General features: G+C 66.2%; 19 protein-coding genes and 1 pseudogene. 14 read left to right on the forward strand and 6 right to left on the reverse strand.

All coding sequences use genetic code 11. The annotated features are described in order from the left end of the window. Positions 1 to 37: 37 nt before the first annotated feature. A complete protein-coding gene (gene rpsF, locus ACZYZF_RS03805; RefSeq protein WP_463743455.1) occupies positions 38 to 328 on the reverse strand; it encodes a 30S ribosomal protein S6 in 291 nt (96 codons plus the stop codon). A gap of 156 nt (positions 329 to 484) precedes the next feature. On the opposite strand from rpsF, the gene ACZYZF_RS03810 reads away from it, so the two are divergent. From ACZYZF_RS03810 to ACZYZF_RS03825, 4 genes are all read left to right on the forward strand, one after another. Then, the gene (locus ACZYZF_RS03810) at positions 485 to 1,159 is read left to right on the forward strand and encodes a hypothetical protein (protein ID WP_463834578.1); all 675 of its coding nucleotides are present in this window, start codon (positions 485 to 487) and stop codon (positions 1,157 to 1,159) included. 44 nt (positions 1,160 to 1,203) lie between these two features. Then, positions 1,204 to 1,749, forward strand: a complete 546-nt coding sequence (locus ACZYZF_RS03815; RefSeq protein WP_463834580.1) for a hypothetical protein — start codon at positions 1,204 to 1,206, stop codon at positions 1,747 to 1,749. A gap of 97 nt (positions 1,750 to 1,846) precedes the next feature. Beyond that, the gene (locus ACZYZF_RS03820; RefSeq protein ID WP_463834581.1) at positions 1,847 to 2,494 is read left to right on the forward strand and encodes a hypothetical protein; all 648 of its coding nucleotides are present in this window, start codon (positions 1,847 to 1,849) and stop codon (positions 2,492 to 2,494) included. 45 nt (positions 2,495 to 2,539) lie between these two features. Beyond that, positions 2,540 to 3,199, forward strand: coding sequence for a hypothetical protein (locus ACZYZF_RS03825; protein ID WP_463834582.1), 660 nt, complete (start codon positions 2,540 to 2,542; stop codon positions 3,197 to 3,199). Here the strand turns inward: ACZYZF_RS03825 and ACZYZF_RS03830 are convergent. The 3 genes from ACZYZF_RS03830 to ACZYZF_RS03840 form a co-directional block, all read right to left on the reverse strand. Beyond that, positions 3,190 to 4,827 (reverse strand): glycosyltransferase family 87 protein, encoded by a 1,638-nt coding sequence (locus tag ACZYZF_RS03830; RefSeq protein WP_463835130.1) that lies wholly within the window; start codon positions 4,825 to 4,827, stop codon positions 3,190 to 3,192. The genes ACZYZF_RS03825 and ACZYZF_RS03830 overlap by 10 nt on opposite strands. Positions 4,828 to 4,859: 32 nt before the next feature. Next, complete coding sequence (locus ACZYZF_RS03835) at positions 4,860 to 7,226, reverse strand: transglycosylase domain-containing protein (RefSeq protein WP_463834583.1); 2,367 nt, start codon at positions 7,224 to 7,226, stop codon at positions 4,860 to 4,862. A gap of 157 nt (positions 7,227 to 7,383) precedes the next feature. Beyond that, the gene (locus tag ACZYZF_RS03840; RefSeq protein ID WP_029109243.1) at positions 7,384 to 7,806 is read right to left on the reverse strand and encodes a DUF5318 domain-containing protein; all 423 of its coding nucleotides are present in this window, start codon (positions 7,804 to 7,806) and stop codon (positions 7,384 to 7,386) included. 69 nt (positions 7,807 to 7,875) lie between these two features. Between ACZYZF_RS03840 and ACZYZF_RS03845 the strand changes: the two are divergent. From ACZYZF_RS03845 to ACZYZF_RS03885, 9 genes and pseudogenes are all read left to right on the forward strand, one after another. Continuing rightward, a pseudogene (locus tag ACZYZF_RS03845) lies at positions 7,876 to 8,743 on the forward strand (DUF1707 SHOCT-like domain-containing protein). Positions 8,744 to 8,943: 200 nt separating this feature from the next. Further along, entirely contained in the window at positions 8,944 to 9,489 is a 546-nt protein-coding gene (locus ACZYZF_RS03850) for a PadR family transcriptional regulator (RefSeq protein ID WP_029109245.1), read from the forward strand. 57 nt (positions 9,490 to 9,546) lie between these two features. Next, entirely contained in the window at positions 9,547 to 10,638 is a 1,092-nt protein-coding gene (locus ACZYZF_RS03855) for an inositol-3-phosphate synthase (RefSeq protein WP_463743448.1), read from the forward strand. An 81-nt stretch (positions 10,639 to 10,719) separates the two neighbouring features. Beyond that, a complete protein-coding gene (locus ACZYZF_RS03860; protein ID WP_463743447.1) occupies positions 10,720 to 11,610 on the forward strand; it encodes an alpha/beta fold hydrolase in 891 nt (296 codons plus the stop codon). Between the two features lie 50 nt (positions 11,611 to 11,660). Beyond that, the gene (locus tag ACZYZF_RS03865; RefSeq protein ID WP_463834584.1) at positions 11,661 to 12,485 is read left to right on the forward strand and encodes an LLM class F420-dependent oxidoreductase; all 825 of its coding nucleotides are present in this window, start codon (positions 11,661 to 11,663) and stop codon (positions 12,483 to 12,485) included. 103 nt (positions 12,486 to 12,588) lie between these two features. Next, positions 12,589 to 13,254 (forward strand): GntR family transcriptional regulator, encoded by a 666-nt coding sequence (locus tag ACZYZF_RS03870; RefSeq protein ID WP_463743445.1) that lies wholly within the window; start codon positions 12,589 to 12,591, stop codon positions 13,252 to 13,254. 45 nt (positions 13,255 to 13,299) lie between these two features. Next, entirely contained in the window at positions 13,300 to 15,072 is a 1,773-nt protein-coding gene (locus ACZYZF_RS03875) for an ABC transporter substrate-binding protein/permease (protein WP_463834585.1), read from the forward strand. Then, entirely contained in the window at positions 15,072 to 15,809 is a 738-nt protein-coding gene (locus ACZYZF_RS03880) for an amino acid ABC transporter ATP-binding protein (RefSeq protein ID WP_463743443.1), read from the forward strand. Before ACZYZF_RS03875 ends, ACZYZF_RS03880 begins: the two co-directional genes overlap by 1 nt. Positions 15,810 to 15,885: 76 nt before the next feature. Continuing rightward, positions 15,886 to 16,362, forward strand: coding sequence for a MarR family winged helix-turn-helix transcriptional regulator (locus ACZYZF_RS03885; protein ID WP_463743442.1), 477 nt, complete (start codon positions 15,886 to 15,888; stop codon positions 16,360 to 16,362). Positions 16,363 to 16,367: 5 nt separating this feature from the next. Here the strand turns inward: ACZYZF_RS03885 and ggh are convergent, their stop codons facing one another. Further along, on the reverse strand, positions 16,368 to 17,708 hold the full coding sequence (gene ggh / locus ACZYZF_RS03890) for a glucosylglycerate hydrolase (RefSeq protein ID WP_463835131.1): 1,341 nt from the start codon (positions 17,706 to 17,708) through the stop codon (positions 16,368 to 16,370). A gap of 77 nt (positions 17,709 to 17,785) precedes the next feature. On the opposite strand from ggh, the gene ACZYZF_RS03895 reads away from it, so the two are divergent. After that, positions 17,786 to 18,469: an SDR family oxidoreductase gene (locus ACZYZF_RS03895; protein ID WP_463834586.1), complete on the forward strand. Its 684-nt coding sequence runs from the start codon at positions 17,786 to 17,788 to the stop codon at positions 18,467 to 18,469. Between the two features lie 50 nt (positions 18,470 to 18,519). Here ACZYZF_RS03895 and leuS read toward each other — a convergent pair whose 3' ends face one another. Continuing rightward, a complete protein-coding gene (leuS, locus tag ACZYZF_RS03900) occupies positions 18,520 to 21,384 on the reverse strand; it encodes a leucine--tRNA ligase (protein ID WP_463834588.1) in 2,865 nt (954 codons plus the stop codon). Between the last annotated feature and the right edge of the window lie 151 nt (positions 21,385 to 21,535).

Below are 21,535 nucleotides of genomic sequence, written 5' to 3' on the forward strand. Positions count from 1 at the left end.
GCGAAGCCTACGTAGCCCCGCCGACGACTGACAGCCTTTAGTGCTTGTCCGTCCGCATCACCTTGGTCCGCAGCACGGACTCGTTCAGGTTCAGCTGACGGTCGAGCTCGGACACGGTGGCCGGTTCAGCCTTGACATCGACGATGGCGTAGATGCCTTCGGCGTGCTTGGCGATCTCGTAGGCCAGCCGGCGGCGGCCCCAGATGTCAACCTTTTCAACACTGCCACCGTCCTTGCGGATGACGTTCAGGAACGTCTCCAGCGAGGGAGCTACGGTGCGCTCGTCGAGTGTCGGGTCGAGAATGACCATGATTTCGTATGGACGCATAAGGAACCCATCACCTCCTATGGTCGTTGCGGCCACGGCGTGTCCGTGGCAGGAGGGTCGCCTGCGTCGGCAACCGGCCCAGGCTACCCGAAAGCGCCCTGATCTGCGAAATCCGTATAGGGTGAGCCCGTTGATCTTCGAGGATCGGGGGACTCTGTGACCTATCCCAATGGGCCATACGGCCAGGGCATTCCCGAGCAACCCGGCTACTCCCAGCAGCCTGCGTATCCCCAGCAACCGGGCTATCCGCAGCAGCCCGCCTTTGCACAGCAGCCGAGCTACCCACCTCAGGGCTACCCGCAGCATGGCTATCCGCAGCATCCCTACGGCCTGCCGCCCGCGCCACCTGCCTCACCGAGTGGGGCCACCGGCATCACCGCGGGTGTTCTTGCCGGCCTCGGCGGCCTGGCGAACTTTGTCGGCGGCCTCGCCATGGCCTTCGGACTTTCCGTAATTATTGGCGGATCGTCCGATGTGGCCAGTTCCTCCGAGGGCGTGTGGACATCACTGATTGCCATCACGATGTTGAACATCGTTGCCGGGCTGCTGCTTCTGGTCGGAACGCTGACGTTGTTGCTGCGCAAGATGATTGGTCGCTGGCTCGTGGCCGCAGGATGTGTGGTATCGATTCTCAGCACCCTGATCAACCTCACGTTGACGCCCTCGGCCATCGCAGACTACGAGTACGACCGCGGCGTAGGTGCTGATCTCGTGGGTGTCATCTTCCCCATCGCGACGCTCGTGCTGGTGCTGCTGCCGTCCACCGCTGCGTGGATCAGGGCGAAGCAGAATCCGGTTGCGCCCCAGTTCTATCCGCAATACCCGGGCTGATTTCCTGTCTACAGGCCCGCCATCCACTCACGATCGGAGCAGCAGTGACCCCTCCTTCAGGATCCGAGGATCAGCCCGAGAATCCGCTCGGCGAACCCGGGCCGGAGGGACCCCCGCCGGAGGCTTCGTCGAGCGGCATCACGGCGATCGTCACGGCGGTCCTGGCCGGGGTCGGCGCCCTGCTGACCCTCGGCAACGGCATCGCCGGCCTTTCCGGGCTCGCCGCACTGGCCGGTGACGCGGGCTTGCGAACTCTGGCCCTCAGAACCCCTGGGGCACTGGCGCTGACGGTCCTCGCGACATTGCTGAGCGTCGTCTGCGGTCTCCTGCTCCTGGCCGGCACGGTGGCGCTGTTGCGACGCAAGATGACCGGCCGTCGGCTCATCGTCATCGGCTGCGCTTTGATCATCCTCGGCAGCCTGATCAGCCTCGGGCTGAATCTCGCCACCACGGCCCGCTACGGGTCCTACGGCATCAGCGGGCTGGCAATCTTGAGTCTGGCGCTACCGATAGCCACGCTCGTGGTGGCGTTGCTCCCGTCGACCACGGCGTGGATCCGGGCGAAACAGGATCTGGTGGCTGCTACCTAACGCCTGCTACCGCAGGCCCAGCTAACGCCCATGCCGCCTTGCCCCGCGCAATCCGGATAAAGTGAGCCCGTCAACGTTCGAGACTCCGGGGGGATCTGTGACCTTTCCCAGCGGTCCCTACGATCAGGGCTTCCCGGAACAGCCGGGCTTTTCCCAACAGCCCAGCTTCGGAATCCAGCCCCCGATCTACTCGCACCAATCCGGCTTCGGACAGCAGCCCGGCTATCCGCAGCCGGGGTGGCCACAGCAGCCCGGCTATGCGGGCGGTTCTCAGCCGACACCGTCGCGTGGCCCGAGCCGAGCCTCGGCGGTCATCGCCGGAATCCTGGCGTTACTCGGCGGACTGTTCGGCGTCTTCTACGGCGCAGTGGTCGCGGCCGCCACGTTCGGTGACCGTGATTTCGATGCCATGGGTGCTGTCGTCAGCGTGTTCAGCGTCGCCTTGGGACTGGTGCTCTTCAACGGGGCGCTACTGCTGTGGCGGCGCAAGCCGATCGCCCGCCGGCTGATTGTGGGCGGATGCGCCGTAGTCATCCTGTTCGGGATAACCGCCCTCGGCGACATCCTCATCGGCGTCACAGGCGAGCCCAGTCGTGAGTTCGATTCAGTCGACACCCCCATCATCGCGGGTCTCGTCTTTCCGATCTTGACGCTTGTACTGACGATGCTGCCGTCGACCGAGCGGTGGCTCCGAGCAAAGCCGAGTCTAGTTGTAGCCCAGCACTATCCGCCATACCAGCGTTGAGTGGAGCGCGGCGAGTCGGTCAATCTTCAAGGATCGGGGGGATCGATGACCTTTCCCAGTGGGCCGTACGGTCCGGGATTTCCGGAACAGCCGGGCTTTTCGGACCAACCCAGTTTCCAGGCCCAACCGCCGATCTTTTCGCACCAGCCCGGCTTCGGAGCACAACCCGGATACCCGGGCGGTTCTCGGCCGACACCATCCGGTGGCCCTAGCGGTGCCACGGCGATCATCGCCGGCATTCTGGCGCTGCTGGGCGGACTTTTCGGCGTCTTGTTCGGCGCACTGGGCTTGGCCGTCATGATCGGTGATCATGATTTCGACGCCATGGGCATTATCTTCAGCCTGCTCGGCTTTGCCTTCGGACTGGTGCTCTTCAACGGGGCGATTCTGCTGTGGCGGCACAAGATGATCGGCCGCTGGCTCATCGTCGGCGGATGCGCTGTGGCCATCCTGCTCGGTCTGCTCGGCTTCGCCGAATTGTTCATCGGCATCTCCGGTGCACCCACCCACGATCTCGGCGCGTTCGCCATGCTCGCGGTGCTCGGCTTCGTTTTCCCGATCTTGACGCTGGTACTGACCCTGCTGCCGTCGACCGCCAAGTGGATCTGCGCGACGCGAGATCCGCAGGATCCGGTTGTGCCTCAGGTTTATTCACCGTTCCAGGGATATCCCCCGCATCAGGGCTATCAGGGCTATCAGGGCTGAGCGGAAACCGGCTCCGCCGGGGCCGGTTCGATGCGCACCCGGTCAGCCGATGGTCGCAGCCAGTCCGGCAGCCACCGCGGTGGGTCGTCGGACGCGCCGTCGAACACCCCGCCGGAGGGGTCATCGATGCGGCCGCCGTGCCGGACCAGGTCCAGCTCCGGGCGGTAGATCTGACGAACCACCAACGCACACAGCGCCATCACCGCGAGATCCCGCAACAACACGGTGACGGTGAACCACTGCTCGGGCAGGCCTTTGTTGGCCTCGCCGTACAGATAGAGCATGCGCGGCACCCACACGAGGGCATCGATGGTCATCCACGCCAACAGGATTCGGCGGTGCGGCAGCGCCAGTACCGCCAGCGGCACCAGCCACAGCGAGAACTGCGGGCTCCACACCTTGTTGGTCAGCAGGAAGGCGGCGATGACCAGGAACGCCAGTTGCGCCAACCGGGGCCGCTGCGGCGCCGTCAGTGCGATGTAGCCGATCGCAATACAGCACGCCGCGAACAACACCGCGGTGACGGTGTTGAGCACCGTCGGCGGCTGCCAGAAACCCAGGTCCGGATCGAAGCCCTGCCAGTCGCTGAATGACTTCACCACGTTGTACAACGAATCCATGTCGTCACCGCGACGGGTGTTGAGCCGGAAGAACTCTGACCACCCGCGCGGGAACAGCACCATGATCGGCAGGTTGACGATCAACCACGTCGCGACCGCGGTCAGCGCGGTCTTGCCGACCTCCCGCAGACGCCCGGTGCGCATTCCGAGCAGGATCAGCGGAACGAACAACAGCAGCGGATAAAGCTTGGCCGCCACGCCGATTCCGATCAGCGCACCGGCCCACACGGGCTTACGCCGGGCCCACGCCAGCATTGCGCCGGCCGCAGAGGCTGTCGCGAGCGCATCGAAGTTGGTGAACACCTGGAAGATCACGATCGGTGAGCCGGCCACCAGCGCGGCATCCCACACTCGCCGGCCGGCCAGTCGTGAGGTGGCCCAGATCGTTGCCAACCAGGCCAGCGCCAAACCGAACGCGGCGATATTGAAGAACATCACCACCTCGGCCACGAGCGGGACCGACACCAGCTTCGTCAGCGCGGTGTAGGTCTTGGCCAGCGACATCGACGCGTACTGGTAAAGCCCGGTCAGCACCGGGTATTCCATGTAGCGGATCGCCGGGCTGCCGTCGTACTGCAGGCGCGGCTTGCCGGTGGCGTCGTTCTCGACCCAACTGGACTTGTAGGGAAACTTGCCCTGGTTCAACAACTCTGCGGTGTAGAGCGGAACCGTGTCGGAATAGCACAGCTCGTAATAGGCCCGGTTGTTCTCCCAGTTCGCCACCCGCTGGCCGGCAGTTCCGCTGCCCGTCGTCTGCAGGCACGCGGCCTTGGACGTATAGCCCAACGCCAGGAACACCACCGCGATCACGAACATCACCCGCAATGGCGTCATGAACCGTGACCGGCCGATCAACGCGTGTCGGCCGACGGGGCCGCCCACGGTCTGCGACAGCGCCTCGGCCAGCCGGTCGTTGCGGCTGGGGAGGTCGCGGTCGTCGGCGCTCCGCCGGTCTCCTGCCGGCGGAGCCGGCGAATCCAACCCCGACGGCGGCGCCGGCGCATCCAACCCTGCCAGGGAAGCCGGGGCTAGCCGGTCCGTCACGGAGGCGGCGGGGGCATCGGGACTTCCGGCCCGCCGGGCACGACAGGTGCTCCCGGTGGCGGTCCGATCGGCACCGTCGTCGGAGGGCCGATCGGGATCGTGATGCCCGGGGCCACTTCGATGGTCGGCTGGATCACGGTCTCCGAAGGCATCACGGATACCTGCGGGCCGTTGGGAAGTGTTCCCGGCGGCGGGGCCACCGGAGCCTGCGGCACACCCGCGTAGCCACCGATCTCAGTCGGCTTCGGGAACGACTCGTTATCCGTGCCCTTCAGCGCGCCGTCCATCGTGGATTTCCAAATGTCCGACGGCAGTCCGGATCCGTAGACCGGACCACCGCCCGGCGTCTTCAAAGGTTTCACGCCCTCGGAGGTACCCACCCAGACCGCGGTCGAAAGCGACGGCGTGTAGCCGACCATCCAGGCGTCGCGGTTGTCGCCGGTGTCGCCGAGCTGATTCGTGCCCGTCTTGGCCGCCGAGGCGCGTCCACCTGCCAGGTTGTGTCCCTTCGACCAACCGGCGATCGGCTGCATCGCCGAAGTGACGTTGTCAGCCACTGCCTTGTCGATGCGCTGTTCACCGTTGTCCTGGCTGGAGGCGTCGAACAACACCTGCCCCGAGGAGTTCACCACCTTCTGCACGAAGTGCGGCTTGTGATAGACGCCGGAGGCCGCGAGCGTGGCGTAGGCGGAGGCCATGTCGATCACCCGGGACTGGTACTGGCCGAGCACCACACCGTTGTTGGGCGGGCCGCCCTTGCCATCCTCGGACAGCGTGTGCTCGACGCCCGGGATACTCTCGGCCACGCCGGCATCGTGTGCGGCCTTGGCGACGTCCTCGGGACCGTGCTCCAGTTTGAGCATCAGCCGGTAGTAACTGGTGTTCAGCGACCGCTTGAGCGCCTCGGCGATGGAGCAGGTGCCGCACCCTTCACCTTCGACATTGCTGATCTTGATGCCGTTGACGGTGACCGGGCCGCTGTCTACCTGATAGCCCAGGCCGATGCCCTGTTGCAGGGCAGCGACCAGAGCGAACACCTTGAACGACGAACCTGTCGGCAGACCGGCCTGCGCGAAGTCGAAGCCATTGGCATCTGAGCCGCCGTAATAAGCCTTGACCGCGCCGTCGCGCGGATCGATGGACACCGCCGCGGTCCGCATGTCGGAATCCTGGCCGTCCATGTACTTGGACACCGCGTTCTCCGCGGCCTGCTGAGCCTGCGGATCGATCGTGGTGGTGACCTGCAGCCCCTCGGTGTTCAGGGCCTGCTCACTGATATCGAACAGATCCAGCAGTTCCTTCGTGACCTGCCGCTCGATCAATCCGTTCGGACCGGTGGTCTGGTTGGCCTGGCGGGCCTGGTCCGGTGGCACGGTCGGCGGGAACACCTGTCCGGCCCGATCCTGGGCTGACAGCGCACCCATGTCGACCATGCCGTCGAGCACCCAGTTCCACCGCTCGGCGGCGCCCTCGGGATCCACGGCGGGGTCCAGCGTCGACGGGCGCTGGATCAGCGCGGCCATCAGTGCACCCTCGGCGACGGTGAGTTGTTCGACCGGCTTGTCGAAGTACGCCTTGGCTGCCGCCGCGATCCCGTACGAACCGCGACCGAAATAGATCATGTTCAGATACGCCTGCATCACAGCGTCTTTGGACCATTCGCTGGCCATCTTGGTCGAGATGACCAGCTCCTTGGCCTTACGGATCAGACCGCCGATGCCGGACCGCTCGTCACCGACGAGCGCGTTCTTGACGTACTGCTGGGTGATGGTCGATCCGCCCTGCAGATCACCGCCCACCAGGTTGTTCTTGATCGCGCGCAACAGCGCTGTGAACGAGAATCCCGGATTTGTGTAGAAGTCGCGGTCCTCGGCGGCCATCACCGCGTTACGGACGTGCTCGGGGATCTTGTCGATTCCGACGTCGACCCGGTTCCCTTCCGGCGGCACGATCTTGGCGATCTCGCTGCCGTCGCTGGCCATGATGGTCGACACCTGGTTCGTCCGGATGTCACCGGGCTGGGGGACGTCGACGATCATGTAGGCCATACCGAAGGTGACCAGCGGAAGCAGGATCATCGCCACCACCGCGGCTATCGACAGGCGTCGAACCAGCTTCCAGTTGATGTGGAACTGCGGGGTCGACTTCGGCCCAGACGGTCCGGACGGACCCGAGGGCCCCGACCCACGCCCGCCTCCCGGCGGCGGAGGGGGCGATTTGGGTGGCGGCGGTTTCGGCGGGGTGGTGCCGTCCATCGCCGCCCTGACGACGTCCAGCGGGGCCGGACCGCCGTCACGCACCGGAGGCAGCACCGTGGTGAGCCGATCATCCGGCGGTACCGCCGGGCGACCGGGACGACCCATGGGGCCGTTCGGCCGTCCCGTGGGCGCATTGTCCGCCGGCGGCCGCACATCCCGGGCCGGCGGCCGCTTCTCACGAGGGGGCGGCGGGTTCTCGCGCGCGCCGAGTCGGTCAGCCGCACTACGGATGTCGTTGGCTGACCGGCTGTGGCGCCCTTCGCTATTCACTGGCCGTACGCGCCGACTTGCGCGTGCCTCGAGTGCCACGTGCCTTCGGCGGCCGAGGCGCGCCCAGGACATATGACTTGACCAAATGATTCCAACTGCAGGTGCGGCATACCTCAACCACATGGACTGCGAACTCGTCGTAACGAGTTGCCAACATCACCAGCTCCTCCGCGGTGCGCGCCGAGCCCGAAACCGGGCCCAGATGATCACCGAAAACCCACGACACCAGCGTGAGCTGCTCTTTACGGCAGATGGGACACATCACCGAACTTTGCTTGCCGTGAAACTTTGCCGCGCGCAGCAGGTACGGGTTGGCATCACAGACCTCCGTGACGCCGGTGCGCCCCGAATAGACCTCAGCCAGCAGGGACCGCCGCCGAAGCGCGTAATCCACCACCTGTCTCTGCAATCGCACGATGACCAGAGTACGTCGACCCCCTGGACCCCGAGGCGCGACCGCGTCACACCTCTTACGATCATCGGCGTGGCAACTCGGCAGCCCTCGAACACGCGGGCCAAAGACAGCGATCGCAACGACACCTGCAAAGTGCTCGACAACGCGCTGGGCGAGGGCCAGTTGTCCATGGAAGAACACCGCCAACGGGTGTCGGCCGCCACCAACGCCACAACCCTGGGCGATCTGGCCCGCCTGGTCGAGGATCTGCAGAACGCCAATTCCCCGGTGCAGCTGCCGACGCTGACCAAGCCGCGCCTGCCGCGCATGAGCAAGCCGGGCGGCGGCTGGGGCCTGCGGGTGGCCTCGGCCGCCGTGCTGGTCGTGCTCGGCGTGGGCATCGGCTGGGGCCTGTACGGAAACACCTCGTCGCCGCTGAGCTTCAACCCCGACCCTGGGGCCGTGCCGGACGGCATCGCCCCCGTTGGTGCTGACCCCGCCGAAACAGCTGCAATCGCTCAACGGGGTGAACGGACTGTTCGAGCAGATGCGCCAGAAATTCGGCAACACCATGGGCTACGAGCTGCACATCGATCCGGACTCGGCGATGGCCTACCGACCGGATCCACAGGACAGCCGTAAGAAGGTGTACTACCGATACACCGGCGGCTGGGGTGACCCGGGCTCGCCGGACACCCTTCGCGACGAGGACCGCCTCGTCGACCTCGCGGCATTCGATTACGAGAAGGCTCTCGGCATCTTGCGGGGCGCACCCGAAACCCTCAACACCAAGCGCGATGACGTGAAGAGCGCGTGGATGCGCATCACACCGTCCGAGGATCCCTCGACACCCGATGCCGTCAACATCGCAATCGTCGTGAGCAGCGACTTCGGGGGCGGGAACATCGACCTGTATCCCGACGGCACCATCAAGGAGATCTACCGCAACAGCAGGTGAGTAGAACTCGCCGCCGAGCTGTCGTCGTCGCTGCTCGGGCTCCCTTCGTCACGCCGGCGTGACGCTCGAGCCCGGCAGTCACTCCAGCGTGACTATCGGCCAATACTTGGCACCAAATATATCGGCGCGATACAGTTTGGCGAGGTGTTGATCCGTCGTAGCGATCAATTCCATCTGATCTGTCGAAAGGGGTGATCTCGATGCTGGAGCTCGCAGTTCTCGGCCTCCTTCTCGAGTCGCCCATGCACGGCTATGAGCTGCGCAAGCGATTGACGGGTCTGTTGGGGGCGTTCAGAGCGTTCTCGTATGGCTCGCTCTACCCGGCATTACGTCGCATGCAGGCCGATGGCCTGATCGTCGAGGACGCCGCACCCTTGGGACCGACCAAGGTGCGCCGGGCTCGACGGGTGTACCAGCTGACCGATGCCGGCAAGCAGCGATTCACCGAGTTGGTCGCCGACACGGGACCGCAGAACTTCTCCGACGACGGTTTCGGTGTCCACCTCGCCTTCTTCAACCGCACTCCGGCCGAGGCCAGGATGCGAATCCTGGAGGGGCGGCGTCGTCAGGTGGAGGAACGCCGGGAAGGTCTGCGTGAAGCCGTGGCGCGGGCCAGTAGTTCGTTCGACCGCTACACCCGTCAGCTGCACCAACTGGGCCTGGAGTCCAGTGAACGAGAAGTCAAATGGCTCAACGAGTTGATCGCGGCCGAGCGCACGGCGCAGGGACACCCAGAAAGCCCATGAGCACAGCGCCGCAGATGGCCCCAGGCCGAGCACACAGAACGAGTAAGGAGATCGTCCATGTCTGAGCACGCAGGAGAAATCCGGGTCGCCATTGTCGGCGTCGGTAACTGCGCATCTTCCCTGGTCCAGGGCGTGCAGTACTACCACAACGCCGACGAGAACACGTCCGTGCCGGGCCTGATGCACGTGAAGTTCGGCCCGTACCACGTCCGCGACGTGAAATTCGTGGCCGCGTTCGACGTGGACGCCAAGAAGGTCGGCTTCGACCTGTCCGAGGCCATCTTCGCCTCCGAGAACAACACCATCAAGATCGCCGACGTGCCGCCGACCAACGTCACGGTGCAGCGCGGCCCGACCCTCGATGGCATCGGCAAGTACTACGCCGACACCATCGAGATCTCGGACTTCGAGCCCGTCGACGTGGTCAAGGCACTCAAGGACGCCAAGGTCGACGTGATGGTCTCCTACCTGCCGGTGGGCTCTGAAGAGGCCGACAAGTTCTACGCCCAGTGCGCCATCGACGCCGGCGTGGCCTTTGTCAACGCGCTGCCGGTGTTCATCGCCTCCGACCCGGTCTGGGCCAAGAAGTTCGAGGACGCCGGTGTCCCGATCGTCGGTGACGACATCAAGAGCCAGGTCGGCGCGACCATCACCCACCGCGTGATGGCCAAGCTGTTCGAAGACCGCGGCGTCACGCTGGACCGCACCTATCAGCTCAACGTCGGCGGCAACATGGACTTCCTGAACATGCTGGAGCGCTCGCGCCTCGAGTCCAAGAAGGTCTCCAAGACCCAGGCCGTCACCTCCAACCTGACCGGCTCGTTGGCCGGCAAGATCGAGGACAAGAACGTCCACATCGGCCCGTCCGATCACGTCGCATGGCTCGACGACCGCAAGTGGGCCTATGTGCGCCTGGAAGGCCGCGCCTTCGGTGACGTGCCGCTGAACCTGGAGTACAAGCTCGAGGTGTGGGACTCGCCGAACTCGGCCGGCGTCATCATCGACGCGGTGCGTGCCGCCAAGATCGCCAAGGACCGCGGCATCGGCGGCCCCATCGAGGCAGCCTCTGCCTACCTGATGAAGAGCCCGCCCAAGCAGATCGCCGACGACGTCGCGCGCATCGAGCTGGAGACCTTCATCGAGGGCTAGTTCTTTCACCGAGAGTGCGGTGAGATCGCGAATATCCATCCGGATGCGATCTCACCGCACTCTCGGCGTATAAAGGGCCCCGTGGTTGCCGACGACGAATTGGCCGGTCTAGACGAGTTCGGCCTCCTGCACGAAAACGCCGAGCAGATCGGGGCGAGCGGTCCGTTGCCGCCGGTCGAGCGCATCGAGCAGGGGCCGATCAGCGCGCTGAAGTTCGGCACCGCCGCCCCGCGCATCGTGTTCCTGCACGGCGGCGGCCAGAACGCCCACACCTGGGACACCGTGATCCTCGGCCTCGGGCAGCCCGCCCTGGCCGTCGATCTGCCCGGCCACGGGCGTTCGGCCTGGCGCGAAGACGGCGACTACGGCCCGAAACTGAATGCGGCCACCCTGATCCCGGTGCTCGAAAAGCACGCCCCCACTCCACGACTGGTGGTCGGTATGTCGCTGGGCGGGTTGACCGCGCTGCGGATCGCGGCGACCGAGCCCCGGCTGGTACCCGAGCTCGCGCTGGTCGACGTCACGCCGTCGGCACCCGAGCGGCACAACGAGATGACCAAGGCGCAGATGGGCACCGTCGCCCTGGTGCAGGAGAACCGCACCTTTCCGACGTTTCAGGCCATGCTCGACGTGACCGTCGCCGCCGCCCCACATCGGGACCGGAATTCGTTGCGGCGCGGCGTGTTCCACAACTCCAAGCAGCTTCAGGACGGCACCTGGACATGGCGGTACGACACGTTCCGCAAGGGTGACGGGTTTGACGGCTTGTGGGACGACGTCCCGGCGATCACCATGCCCACCACCCTGATCCGCGGCGCCAACTCATATTTTGTCAACGACGACGACGCCGAGACGTTTGCAAATAACGCACCGGGCTTTCAGCGCACCCACGTCGTCGCCGACTCCGGCCACTCCGTGCAGGGCGATCAGCCGGCCAAGCTGGTCGAGATCTTGCGTGGCCTGCTGAGCTGATCCACTGATCCCCGGGGCCCGGCACCAAACCGGGCCCGCACCGCAACGGCGTGGGTAGGCTCGAAAAAGTGAGCCATCCCATACGCATCGGAGTGCAATTGCAGCCGCAGCACTCCCCCACCTACAGTCACATCCGCGACGCGGTGCGCCGCTGTGAGGACATCGGCGTCGACATCGCCTTCAACTGGGATCACTTCTTCCCGCTCTACGGCGATCCCGACGGTGCACACTACGAATGCTGGACGATGCTCGGCGCCTGGGCCGAGCAGACCTCGCGCATCGAGATCGGCGCACTGGTCACCTGCAACTCCTACCGCAACCCCGAACTACTGGCCGACATGGCCCGCACCGTCGACCACATCTCCGGCGGCCGGCTCATCCTTGGCATCGGAAGTGGTTGGAAACAAAAGGATTACGACGAGTACGGGTACGAGTTCGGCACCGCGGGCAGCCGCCTGGACGATCTGGCCGAGGCGCTGCCGCGAATCGAGGCCCGGCTGGCCAAACTCAACCCGGCACCCACCCGCGAGATCCCGATCCTCATCGGCGGGCAGGGCGAACGTAAGACCTTGCGGCTGGTGGCCGAGCACGCAGACATCTGGCACGCCTTCGTCGACCGCAACACCTACCCGGGAAAGGCGGAGGTACTCGCCGAACACTGCGGCGTCACCGGCCGCGACCCGGCGACCGTACAGCGATCGGCAGGGGTGCAGGAGTCCGGCGGTATCGACGCCATGCTCACCGAGGCCGATGCCCTGGCCGATCTGGGGGTCAGCATCATCACCGTCGGCGTCAACGGTCCGGACTACGATCTGACCGCTGCCGAGGCTCTTTGCCGGTGGCGCGACGGGCGACGCGCAAAGTTCAGCGGCTGAGCTGAGGCCACTCACGTCTCCGATCGGGCGGGCACGTGAGAAACTGGCGAAACGCCAACGCACGGGGGGTGTGCGTCCCGACTCAAAGGGGGAGTTACCAAGGGTGCCCAAAAACTACGGGGTCAAGGAGAAGGACCAGGTTGTCACGCACATCATCAATCTGGTGATGACGGGCAAGCTGCGGTCCGGTGACCGCATCGACCGCAACGAGATCGTGCGTGACCTCGGGCTCAGCCGCGTCCCGATCCAGGAGGCAGTGGTTCAGCTCGAGCACGACGGCATTCTCTCGACGCGATATCACCGCGGTGCGTTCGTCTCCCGGTTCGACGAGGCAACCGTGGCCGAACACCACGAGTTGTACGGGATCCTCAACGGCATCGCCTCGGCTCGCTGCGCCACAAACCCCACTCCGCGGATGCTGGCTCACCTCGATGACGCGTTGCGGCTCATGCGTTCAGCAAAGGACACCAAGACCTTCCAGGAGGCGTGCTGGGTGTTCCGCGACACGATCAACGACGAGTACGCCGGGCCACGCCTGCACGCCACCATCCGCGCCGGTAAGAGCTTCGCGCCCTCCGAATTCTGGATCAGCTACCCGAAGGCCAAAGCCGATTTTCTCCCCGGCTACGAAGCGGAAACCGCCGCCATTCACGCCCGCGATCCCGACGCCGCCCGTACGGCCTGCACCGAGCGCGCCGACCGGATGGCGCAGATCATGATCGCGGAGCTCACCCGGCGCGGAGTGTTCGGCGACTTGCGGTCCCCTTGAGCGGAATCCCTCATCACCGGGCGCACGCCTACTAGGTTGCATCAGATGGACGCCAGACGATCGGCCGCTCTGCTGACCACTGTCCTGATGCTGTTCGGGCTGGTCTGGGCCGCACCGGCGGGGGCAGACGTCGACCAGTGCGCACCTCCCGGTGTGGACAGTGCCAGCGCGCTGCCCACCAACCTGGCCGCCGCGGCCACCGGGCCCGGCGCCGACAAATACACCACCCCCACGGTCGTCCCCCTGGACACGGTCCGACCCGAGAACCTCGGCCTGAGTACCCCCGGCGTCCTCACTGTCGGCACGCTGTCCGACGCGCCACCCAGCATCTGTATCAACTCGGCCGGCCAGTTCACCGGCTTCGACAACGAGCTGCTCCGCGCGATCGCCGACAAGCTCGGCCTGCGCGTCAACTTCGTCGGTACCGACTTTTCCGGTCTCTTGGCCCAAACCGCCTCCCGACGCTTCGACGTGGCGTCCTCGTCGATCACCACCACCGACGCCCGGCGGCGCACCGTCGGCTTCACCAACGGCTACGACTTCGGCTACTTCTCGCTCGTGGTTCCCACCGGTTCCCCGATCACCGGCTTCGGCCAGCTCGCCGCCGGACAGCGCATCGGCGTGGTGCAGGGCACCGTGCAGGAGGCCTACATGGTCGACACGCTGCACCTGCAGCCGGTGAAGTTCCCCGACTACAACACCGTCTACGCCAGCCTCAAGACCCGTCAGATCGACGCCTGGGTGGCGCCGTCGCAACAGGCCTCGGGCACCGTGCAGCCCGGCGACCCGGCGCAGATCATCGAAAACACCTTCAGCTTGGACAATTTCGTGGCATGGGCGGTGGCCAAAGAGAACCGGCCGCTGATCGACGCGCTCAACTCCGGACTGGACGCCGTCATCGCCGACGGGACCTGGGCCAAGCTGTATTCCGACTGGGTGCCGCGGGCCCTGCCGCCCGGCTGGAAGCCGGGCTCCAAGGCCGCACCCGCCCCCCAACTACCCGATTTCGCCGCGATCGCCGCGGCCAAGGAGAAGCCGGCCGCCGGCGGTCCGGCAGCCGCCAAATCCACACTGGCGCAACTGGCGGACTCGTTCCTGGACTGGGACCTCTACAAGCAGGCGGTCCCCGACCTGTTGCGCACCGGCCTGCCCAACACGCTCATCCTGACGGTGTGTGCCAGTGTCATCGGGCTCGTGCTCGGGATGGTCCTGGCCGTGGCCGGCATCTCGCGGTCCCGGTGGCTGCGCTGGCCGGCCCGGGTGTACACCGACATCTTCCGCGGCCTGCCCGAAGTGGTGATCATCCTGTTGATCGGCCTGGGCATCGGGCCGGTGGTCGGATCGCTCACCGGCAACAGCCCTTATCCGCTGGGCATCGCGGCCCTCGGGCTCATGGCAGCGGCCTACATCGGCGAGATCTTCCGCTCCGGAATCCAGAGCGTCGAGCCCGGGCAGCTGGAAGCCTCACGCGCCCTGGGCTTCAGCTACGCCTCGTCGATGCGCCTGGTCGTCGTTCCGCAGGGCATCCGGCGGGTGCTGCCCGCACTGATGAACCAGTTCATCTCGCTGCTCAAGGCCTCGTCGCTGGTGTACTTCCTCGGCCTGGTGGCCAGCCAGCGCGAACTGTTCCAGGTGGGCCGAGACCTCAACGCGCAGACGGGGAATCTGTCCCCGCTGGTCGCGGCCGGGTTGTTCTACCTGCTGCTCACCATCCCCCTGACCCACCTGGTCAACTTCGTCGACAACCGGCTGCGCAGGGGCCGTCCCCCGGCCGAGGAGGAGCCCCTGCCCGTGGCGACCAACCAGGAGATGATCTGATGTCGGCTCCGCAGCCGGTCGCGCTGGCCGCCAAGGACATTCAACTGTCGTTCGGGCCCAACCCGGTGCTGCGCGGGGTGGATCTGGACGTGCCCGCCGGTACGACGACGGCCATCATCGGCCCGTCAGGATCCGGAAAATCGACGCTGCTGCGCACCCTCAACCGCCTGTACGAACCGGACCGCGGCGACATCCTGCTCGACGGACGCTCGGTGCTGGCCGACAATCCCGACCAGCTGCGCCAACGCATCGGCATGGTGTTCCAGCAGTTCAACCTGTTTCCACACAAGACAGTTCTCGACAACGTCACCCTGGGCCCGCGCAAGCTCAAGCGGCTCAGCCCCGAGCATGCCCGCACCGTGGGGTTGGAGCAGCTGGACCGGGTTGGCCTGCGGCACAAGGCGGATGTGCGTCCGGCAACCCTGTCGGGCGGCCAGCAGCAGCGCGTGGCGATCGCACGCGCACTCGCCATGGCCCCGCAGGTGATGTTCTTCGACGAGGCCACCTCGGCGCTCGACCCGGAGCTGGTCAAGGGAATTCTGGAGTTGATCGCCGACCTGGCCGCCGAGGGGATGACGATCCTGGCGGTCACCCACGAGATGGGCTTCGCCCGTTCCACCGCCGACTCGGTGGTGTTCATGGATCACGGCAAGGTGGTCGAGTCGGGTACACCCGACCAGATCTTCGAAGCGGCCGAGACAGATCGGCTGCGCCGCTTCCTGTCCCAAGTCCTGTGAGTATGCCGTGAAACCCCAGGATCAAACGGAACAAGCTGACAACCTGGCAGCTTCAGACAGGTTAGACTAGCGAATTATGGTAGAGCCCGATTTGCAGGTCACTGAGCTGGCCGGAGAGTTGCAGCGCGTACTCTCCAAGGTTTTCTCGGTGCTGCGCCGCGGCGACACTCACAAGGGGACTGCCGGGGAGCTCACGCTGGCCCAGCTCTCGATCCTGCTCACCCTGCTCGACCAGGGCCCGATCCGGATGACGGAACTGGCCGCCCGCGAGCGGGTGCGCACACCCACCACCACCGTGGCGATCCGCCGGCTCGAGAAGCTCGGGTTGGTCAAGCGCTCCCGCGATCCCTCGGACCTGCGCGCCGTACTCGTCGAGGTCACCCCGCGCGGCCTGGTGCAGCACCGCGAATCGCTGGCCGCCCGGCGGGCTGATCTGGCCGCCCGGCTGGCCAACCTGAGCGCAGACGACCTCGCGACCCTCGCCACCGCACTGGCCCCGCTGGAGCGGCTCGCCGGCCAGAACGATCAGGCCGCCCACGCCAAGTCCGAGTAGCCGCGCTATCCCAGCCAGTCCAATACCGCTGCGGCGGTCCATGACTGCTGCATGCTGCCCAGCGGTTCCCCGGTGAACGGTTCGTAGTACTCGGCGAAGGTCCCGTCGCTCGCCTGACGCAACCCTTCCCGACGTAGCGTCGAGGCACGCTCGGCCCAGCCGCGCCGGGCGAAGCACCACGAGAACAGCCAGGTCATCACCGGCCACACCGGGCCGCGCCAGTATTCGCGCGACCGGAAGTCCCGTGACACCGGCGATGTCGACGGGATGAGCGCGTACTTCAGATCCGGATGTCCGCAGAACCGCGGGCCTTCCAGCAGCCGCAGCAGCGCACGTTCGCGCTCGTGCGGCAGCCCGCCGCACAGCAGCGGGGCGAACTGCGCGACTGTCTCGGTGGCCACCCACTTCTTCGCACGCACGTCGTAATCCCTTGCCGCACCGCTGCGTTCGTCGGCGGTCTCGACGACGCCGACCCGGAAGCGCTCGGCCCACGAGTAGAGATCCCGGACATCGGCGAGCGGACGCTTGTAATCCTCCCCGATCTCGGCGAGCACCTGGCAGGCCACCGAGAAGATCGCCGAGACGAACACGTCCTCGACCGCGAAGCTCATCACCTTGGGCAGCAGATCATCGTCGTAGCGAACGGATTTCATCTCCTCGAGCAGCCACAGGTACCGGTCGTACTCGAGGTCGCTGGGCCGCTGGGTGGCATCGGTGATGATCGCGTTGTCTTCGCGCTGATACTCCGGCACATTGCCGGGAACCACGTTGGCGTAGGAACTGTCCCACCGCGGCGAGTTGTCCATACCGGACTCCCACCCGTGATACAGCGTGATGCGGCCACGGCCGTCCTGGTCCCTCTTCTCGGCCAGCCAGCGGTGCCAGCGCACCAGATCCGCCCACCGCCGGTCCAGGAAAGTCTCGGCCACCGCACGGGTGGACCGGCCACGGCTGCGCGCGTGGTCGAGGATGCGCTGGACCGCGATCGCATGCACGGGCGGCTGTGTGATGCCCGAGGTGTGCCGGACCCGCGGCGCGTTGGCGGCCAGGGCCGAGGTGGCCCACCTGGCCGGCCCGGGAAAGTAGCCGTCGACGCCGTTGGCGAACACGATGTGCGGGATCATCCCGTTGCGCCACTGCGCCGAGAGCAGAGTGTCGAGCTCCACCACGGAACGCTCCACACTCAGCGGGGCCAGCCCGATCGACACGAATGCCGCGTCCCAGCTCCACATGTGCGGATACAGCAACGGCGCGGCAGTGGTCATCACACCCAGGTCGTTGCCGCGCAGCAGGTAGGCGGCGCGCGCGGCGAGCTGGGTCGGAGCGAAGCTGGGATCCGGTGGCATCCCTACCATGATGCGACCTTGCGCCCCGCTCCGCAGGTCGGCCCCGTCGCATCGGGCGTCACAGTAACGTTGCAGTCGTGCCGTCTGCATTGATCACCGGAGCCGCCGGGGGGATCGGCTCGGCCATCGCCGCCGCCCTTGCTCCCACCCACACACTGCTACTGGCGGGCCGCCCGTCGAAGCGCCTGGACGCGCTGGCCGAACGTCTCGGCGCGCCGACCTGGCCGCTGGACCTCACCGACGCCGATTCGATCGAATCGGCCACCGAGGTCCTCGCCGAACTCGACGTGCTGGTGCACAACGCGGGCGTGCTCTACCCGGGCCGGGTCTCCGACTCCATCGCCGAACAGTGGCGGGCATCCTTCGAGGTGAACGTCACCGGCGCGGTGGCACTCACGCTGGCCCTGCTGCCCGCCCTGCGCGCCGTCCGCGGGCACGTGGTGTTCATCAATTCCGGTGCCGGACAGAAGGTTTCGCCGGGGATGGCGTCCTACTCGGCAAGCAAGTTCGCGCTGCGGGCCTTCGCTGACTCACTGCGCGCCGACGAACCGTCCCTGCGGGTCACCTCGATCTTCCCCGGCCGCACCGACTCCGAGATGCAACGCGACCTGGTGGCCTACGAAAACGCGGTGGCCGACAAAGCCACTGAGTACGACCCCGCGAAATTCCTGAAGCCCGAGACGGTCGCCGGGCTGGTGGCCACCGCCGTCACCACCCCACCCGACGGCCATGTGCACGAAATCGTGGTCCGCCCCGGGTGATTTGTGTGCATTCAGCGGCGGTGAGCGCCGGTAAATGCACACAAATCCCGCTACACGACGAGGTTGACCAGCCGGCCCGGCACCACGATCACCTTCTTGGGGGTGGCACCGTCCAGGAAGGCCTGCACCTTGTCGTCGGCCAGCGCCGCAGCCTCCAGCGTGGCCTTGTCGGCATCGGCCGCCACGGTGATCTTCCCGCGCACCTTGCCGTTGACCTGAACTGGGAACTCGATGGTGTCGTCCACCAGGTACTGCGGGTCTGCCACCGGGAACGGCCCGTGTGCCAGTGAGGTGTCGTGGCCCAAGCGCTTCCACAACTCCTCGGCCAGGTGCGGCGCCAGCGGGGCCACCATGAGCACCAGCGGCTCGATCGCGGCCCGCGCCGACACGCCCTCCTTGGTGAGGTGGTTCGTGTACTCGATCAGCTTGGCGGCCGCGGTGTTGTTGCGAAGCGCCGCATAGTCTTCGGACACCCCGGCGATGGTTCGGTGCAGAACCTTCAGCGTGTCGGTGTCCAGCGCCTCATGCGCGGCGACCCGCACCGCACCGGTCGACTCGTCGACGACCGCCCGCCAGACCCGCTGCAGGAAGCGGTGCGCGCCGACGACATCCTTGGTGGCCCACGGACGCGAAGCCTCGAGGGGGCCCATCGACATCTCGTAGACCCGCAGGGTATCTGCGCCGTACTCGTCGCAGATCTCGTCGGGTGACACGGAGTTCTTCAGGCTCTTGCCGATCTTGCCGAATTCCTGGTTGACCTCGATTTCGCCATCCGGGCCCGGCCAGAAGTACGCGCTCTCACGTTCTATGACCTCGGCCGCGGGCACGTAGCTACCGCGGGAGTCGGTGTAGGCGAAGGCCTGGATGTAGCCCTGATTGACCAGGCGGCGGTACGGCTCGCTCGAGCTGACGTGGCCGAGGTCGAAGAGCACCTTGTGCCAGAACCGGCAGTACAGCAGGTGCAGCACCGCATGCTCGACACCGCCGACGTACAGGTCGACCCCACCCGGATCATTCGGCCCGTGCTCAGCCGGCCGCGGGCCCATCCAGTAGGTCTCGTTCTCCTTGGCACACAGCTCTTCTGAGTTGCGCGGGTCGGTGTAGCGCAGCTCATACCAGGAGCTGCCGGCCCACTGCGGCATCACGTTGGTGTCGCGGGTGTAGGTCTGCAGTCCGTCACCGAGATCCAGCTCGACGTGCACCCATTCGGTCGCCTTGCCCAGTGGCGGCGACGGTTCGCTGTCTGCGTCGTCCGGGTCGAACGACACCGGCGCATAGTCCGGGATATCCGGAAGTTCCACCGGCAGAGCCGATTCCGGCAGCGGATGGGCGCGGCCGTCGGCGTCGTAGACGATCGGGAACGGCTCGCCCCAGTACCGCTGCCGGGCGAACAGCCAGTCCCGCAGCTTGTACTCGATCCGGGCACGACCGCGGCCGTCGGCTTCGAGGTGTTCGATGACGGCCTGCTTGGCCTCGGCCACCGACAGCCCGTTCAGGTAGTCGGAGTTGACCATCGTGCCGTCGCCGTTGTAGGCGGCCTCGGTGATGTCACCGCCGCTGACCACCTCGACGATCGGCAGGCCGAACTGGGTGGCGAAGTCCCAGTCCCGCTGGTCACCACCGGGCACCGCCATGATGGCGCCGGTCCCGTATCCGGCCAGCACGTAGTCGGCGATGAAAACCGGAACCTGCTGTCCGTTGACCGGATTGGTGGCGTACGCACCGAGGAACACGCCGGTCTTGGTCTTGTTCTCCTGGCGCTCCAGATCCGACTTGGCCGCGATGCCGGCGCGGTAGGCGGCGACGGCCTCGGCCGGTGTCGCCGCATCGAAGGTCCACCGGGGGTCGGTGCCCTCGGGCCAGGAATCGGCCGTCAGCGCGTCCACCAGATCATGTTCGGGAGCCAGCACCAGGTACGTGGCGCCGAACAGGGTGTCAGGGCGGGTGGTGAATACCTCGACATCGCCTGCCGTGGTTCCGAATTCAACCGAGGCGCCGGTGGACCGGCCGATCCAGTTGCGCTGCATGGCCTTGACCTTGTCCGGCCAGTCCAGCACGTCAAGGTCGTCGAGCAACCGGTCCGAGTAGGTGGTGATGCGCATCATCCACTGCCGCAGGCGCTTCCGGAACACCGGGAAGTTGCCGCGGTCGCTACGCCCGTCGGCGGTGACCTCTTCGTTCGCCAGCACGGTGCCCAGGCCCGGGCACCAGTTCACCATCGAATCGGCGTGGTACACCAGACGGTAGCCGTCCACGACATCGGCGCGCTCTGCGGCCGACAGCTCGGCCCAGGCCCTACCGTCATCGAGAGTGCGCGTGCCAGACTCGAATTCGGTCACCAACTCACTGATGGGACGGGCCTTGTTGGCCGCGGTGTCGAACCAGGCGTTGTAGATCTGCAGGAAGATCCACTGCGTCCACTTGTAGAAGTCGACATCGGTGGTGGAGAAGCTGCGCCGCGAATCGTGGCCCAGACCCAGCCGGCCCAACTGCCGGCGGAAGTTGACGATGTTGGCCTCGGTGCGGATGCGCGGGTGCGTCCCGGTCTGCATGGCGTACTGCTCGGCGGGCAGGCCGAACGCGTCGAAGCCCAGCGCGTGTAGCACGTTGCGGCCCGTCATCCGGTAGTACCGGGCATAGACGTCGGTAGCGATGTAGCCCAGCGGGTGCCCGACATGCAGACCCTCACCCGACGGATACGGGAACATGTCCTGGACGAACATCTTGTCTTCGGGCAGCGGCGAGCCGTCCTCCGGTGCCAGCGAGCCCACCGGATTGGCCACATTGAAAGTCCCCGACTCGGCCCAGGTCTGCTGCCAGGACTGCTCGATCTGACCCGCCAGTTCCGCGGTGTAACGGTGCTGCGGGGAGTCGTCTGACTGCCCAGACTCGGTAGTGGTGGCGGGTTCGATCACGCCGTTCAGGGTATAAGGCCACAGTTTGAGCAGCTCACCACCCGTCTTTCGACGCCGAAGGCCACAGCTTGGTATCGGTTGCGTCGCGGCCCTGTCAGGGGTTGGTTCCAGGTCGGTTGAGTTGCTGGTGGCGGACCGTAAACCCTGGATA

The sequence above is a fragment of the Mycobacterium sp. IDUB_24 genome (assembly GCF_055419385.1).

Excerpts from the sequence above, each read along its gene's own strand:
- rpsF (WP_463743455.1), bottom strand. The coding sequence starts at position 328 with ATGCGTCCATACGAAATCATGGTCATTCTCGACCCGACACTCGACGAG.
- ACZYZF_RS03825 (WP_463834582.1), top strand. The coding sequence starts at position 2,540 with ATGACCTTTCCCAGTGGGCCGTACGGTCCGGGATTTCCGGAACAGCCG.
- ACZYZF_RS03835 (WP_463834583.1), bottom strand. The coding sequence starts at position 7,226 with ATGGGTCGTCCCGGTCGCCCGGCGGTACCGCCGGATGATCGGCTCACC.
- ACZYZF_RS03850 (WP_029109245.1), top strand. The coding sequence starts at position 8,944 with ATGCTGGAGCTCGCAGTTCTCGGCCTCCTTCTCGAGTCGCCCATGCAC.
- ACZYZF_RS03855 (WP_463743448.1), top strand. The coding sequence starts at position 9,547 with ATGTCTGAGCACGCAGGAGAAATCCGGGTCGCCATTGTCGGCGTCGGT.
- ACZYZF_RS03875 (WP_463834585.1), top strand. The coding sequence starts at position 13,300 with ATGGACGCCAGACGATCGGCCGCTCTGCTGACCACTGTCCTGATGCTG.
- ACZYZF_RS03880 (WP_463743443.1), top strand. The coding sequence starts at position 15,072 with ATGTCGGCTCCGCAGCCGGTCGCGCTGGCCGCCAAGGACATTCAACTG.
- ACZYZF_RS03885 (WP_463743442.1), top strand. The coding sequence starts at position 15,886 with ATGGTAGAGCCCGATTTGCAGGTCACTGAGCTGGCCGGAGAGTTGCAG.
- ggh (WP_463835131.1), bottom strand. The coding sequence starts at position 17,708 with ATGCCACCGGATCCCAGCTTCGCTCCGACCCAGCTCGCCGCGCGCGCC.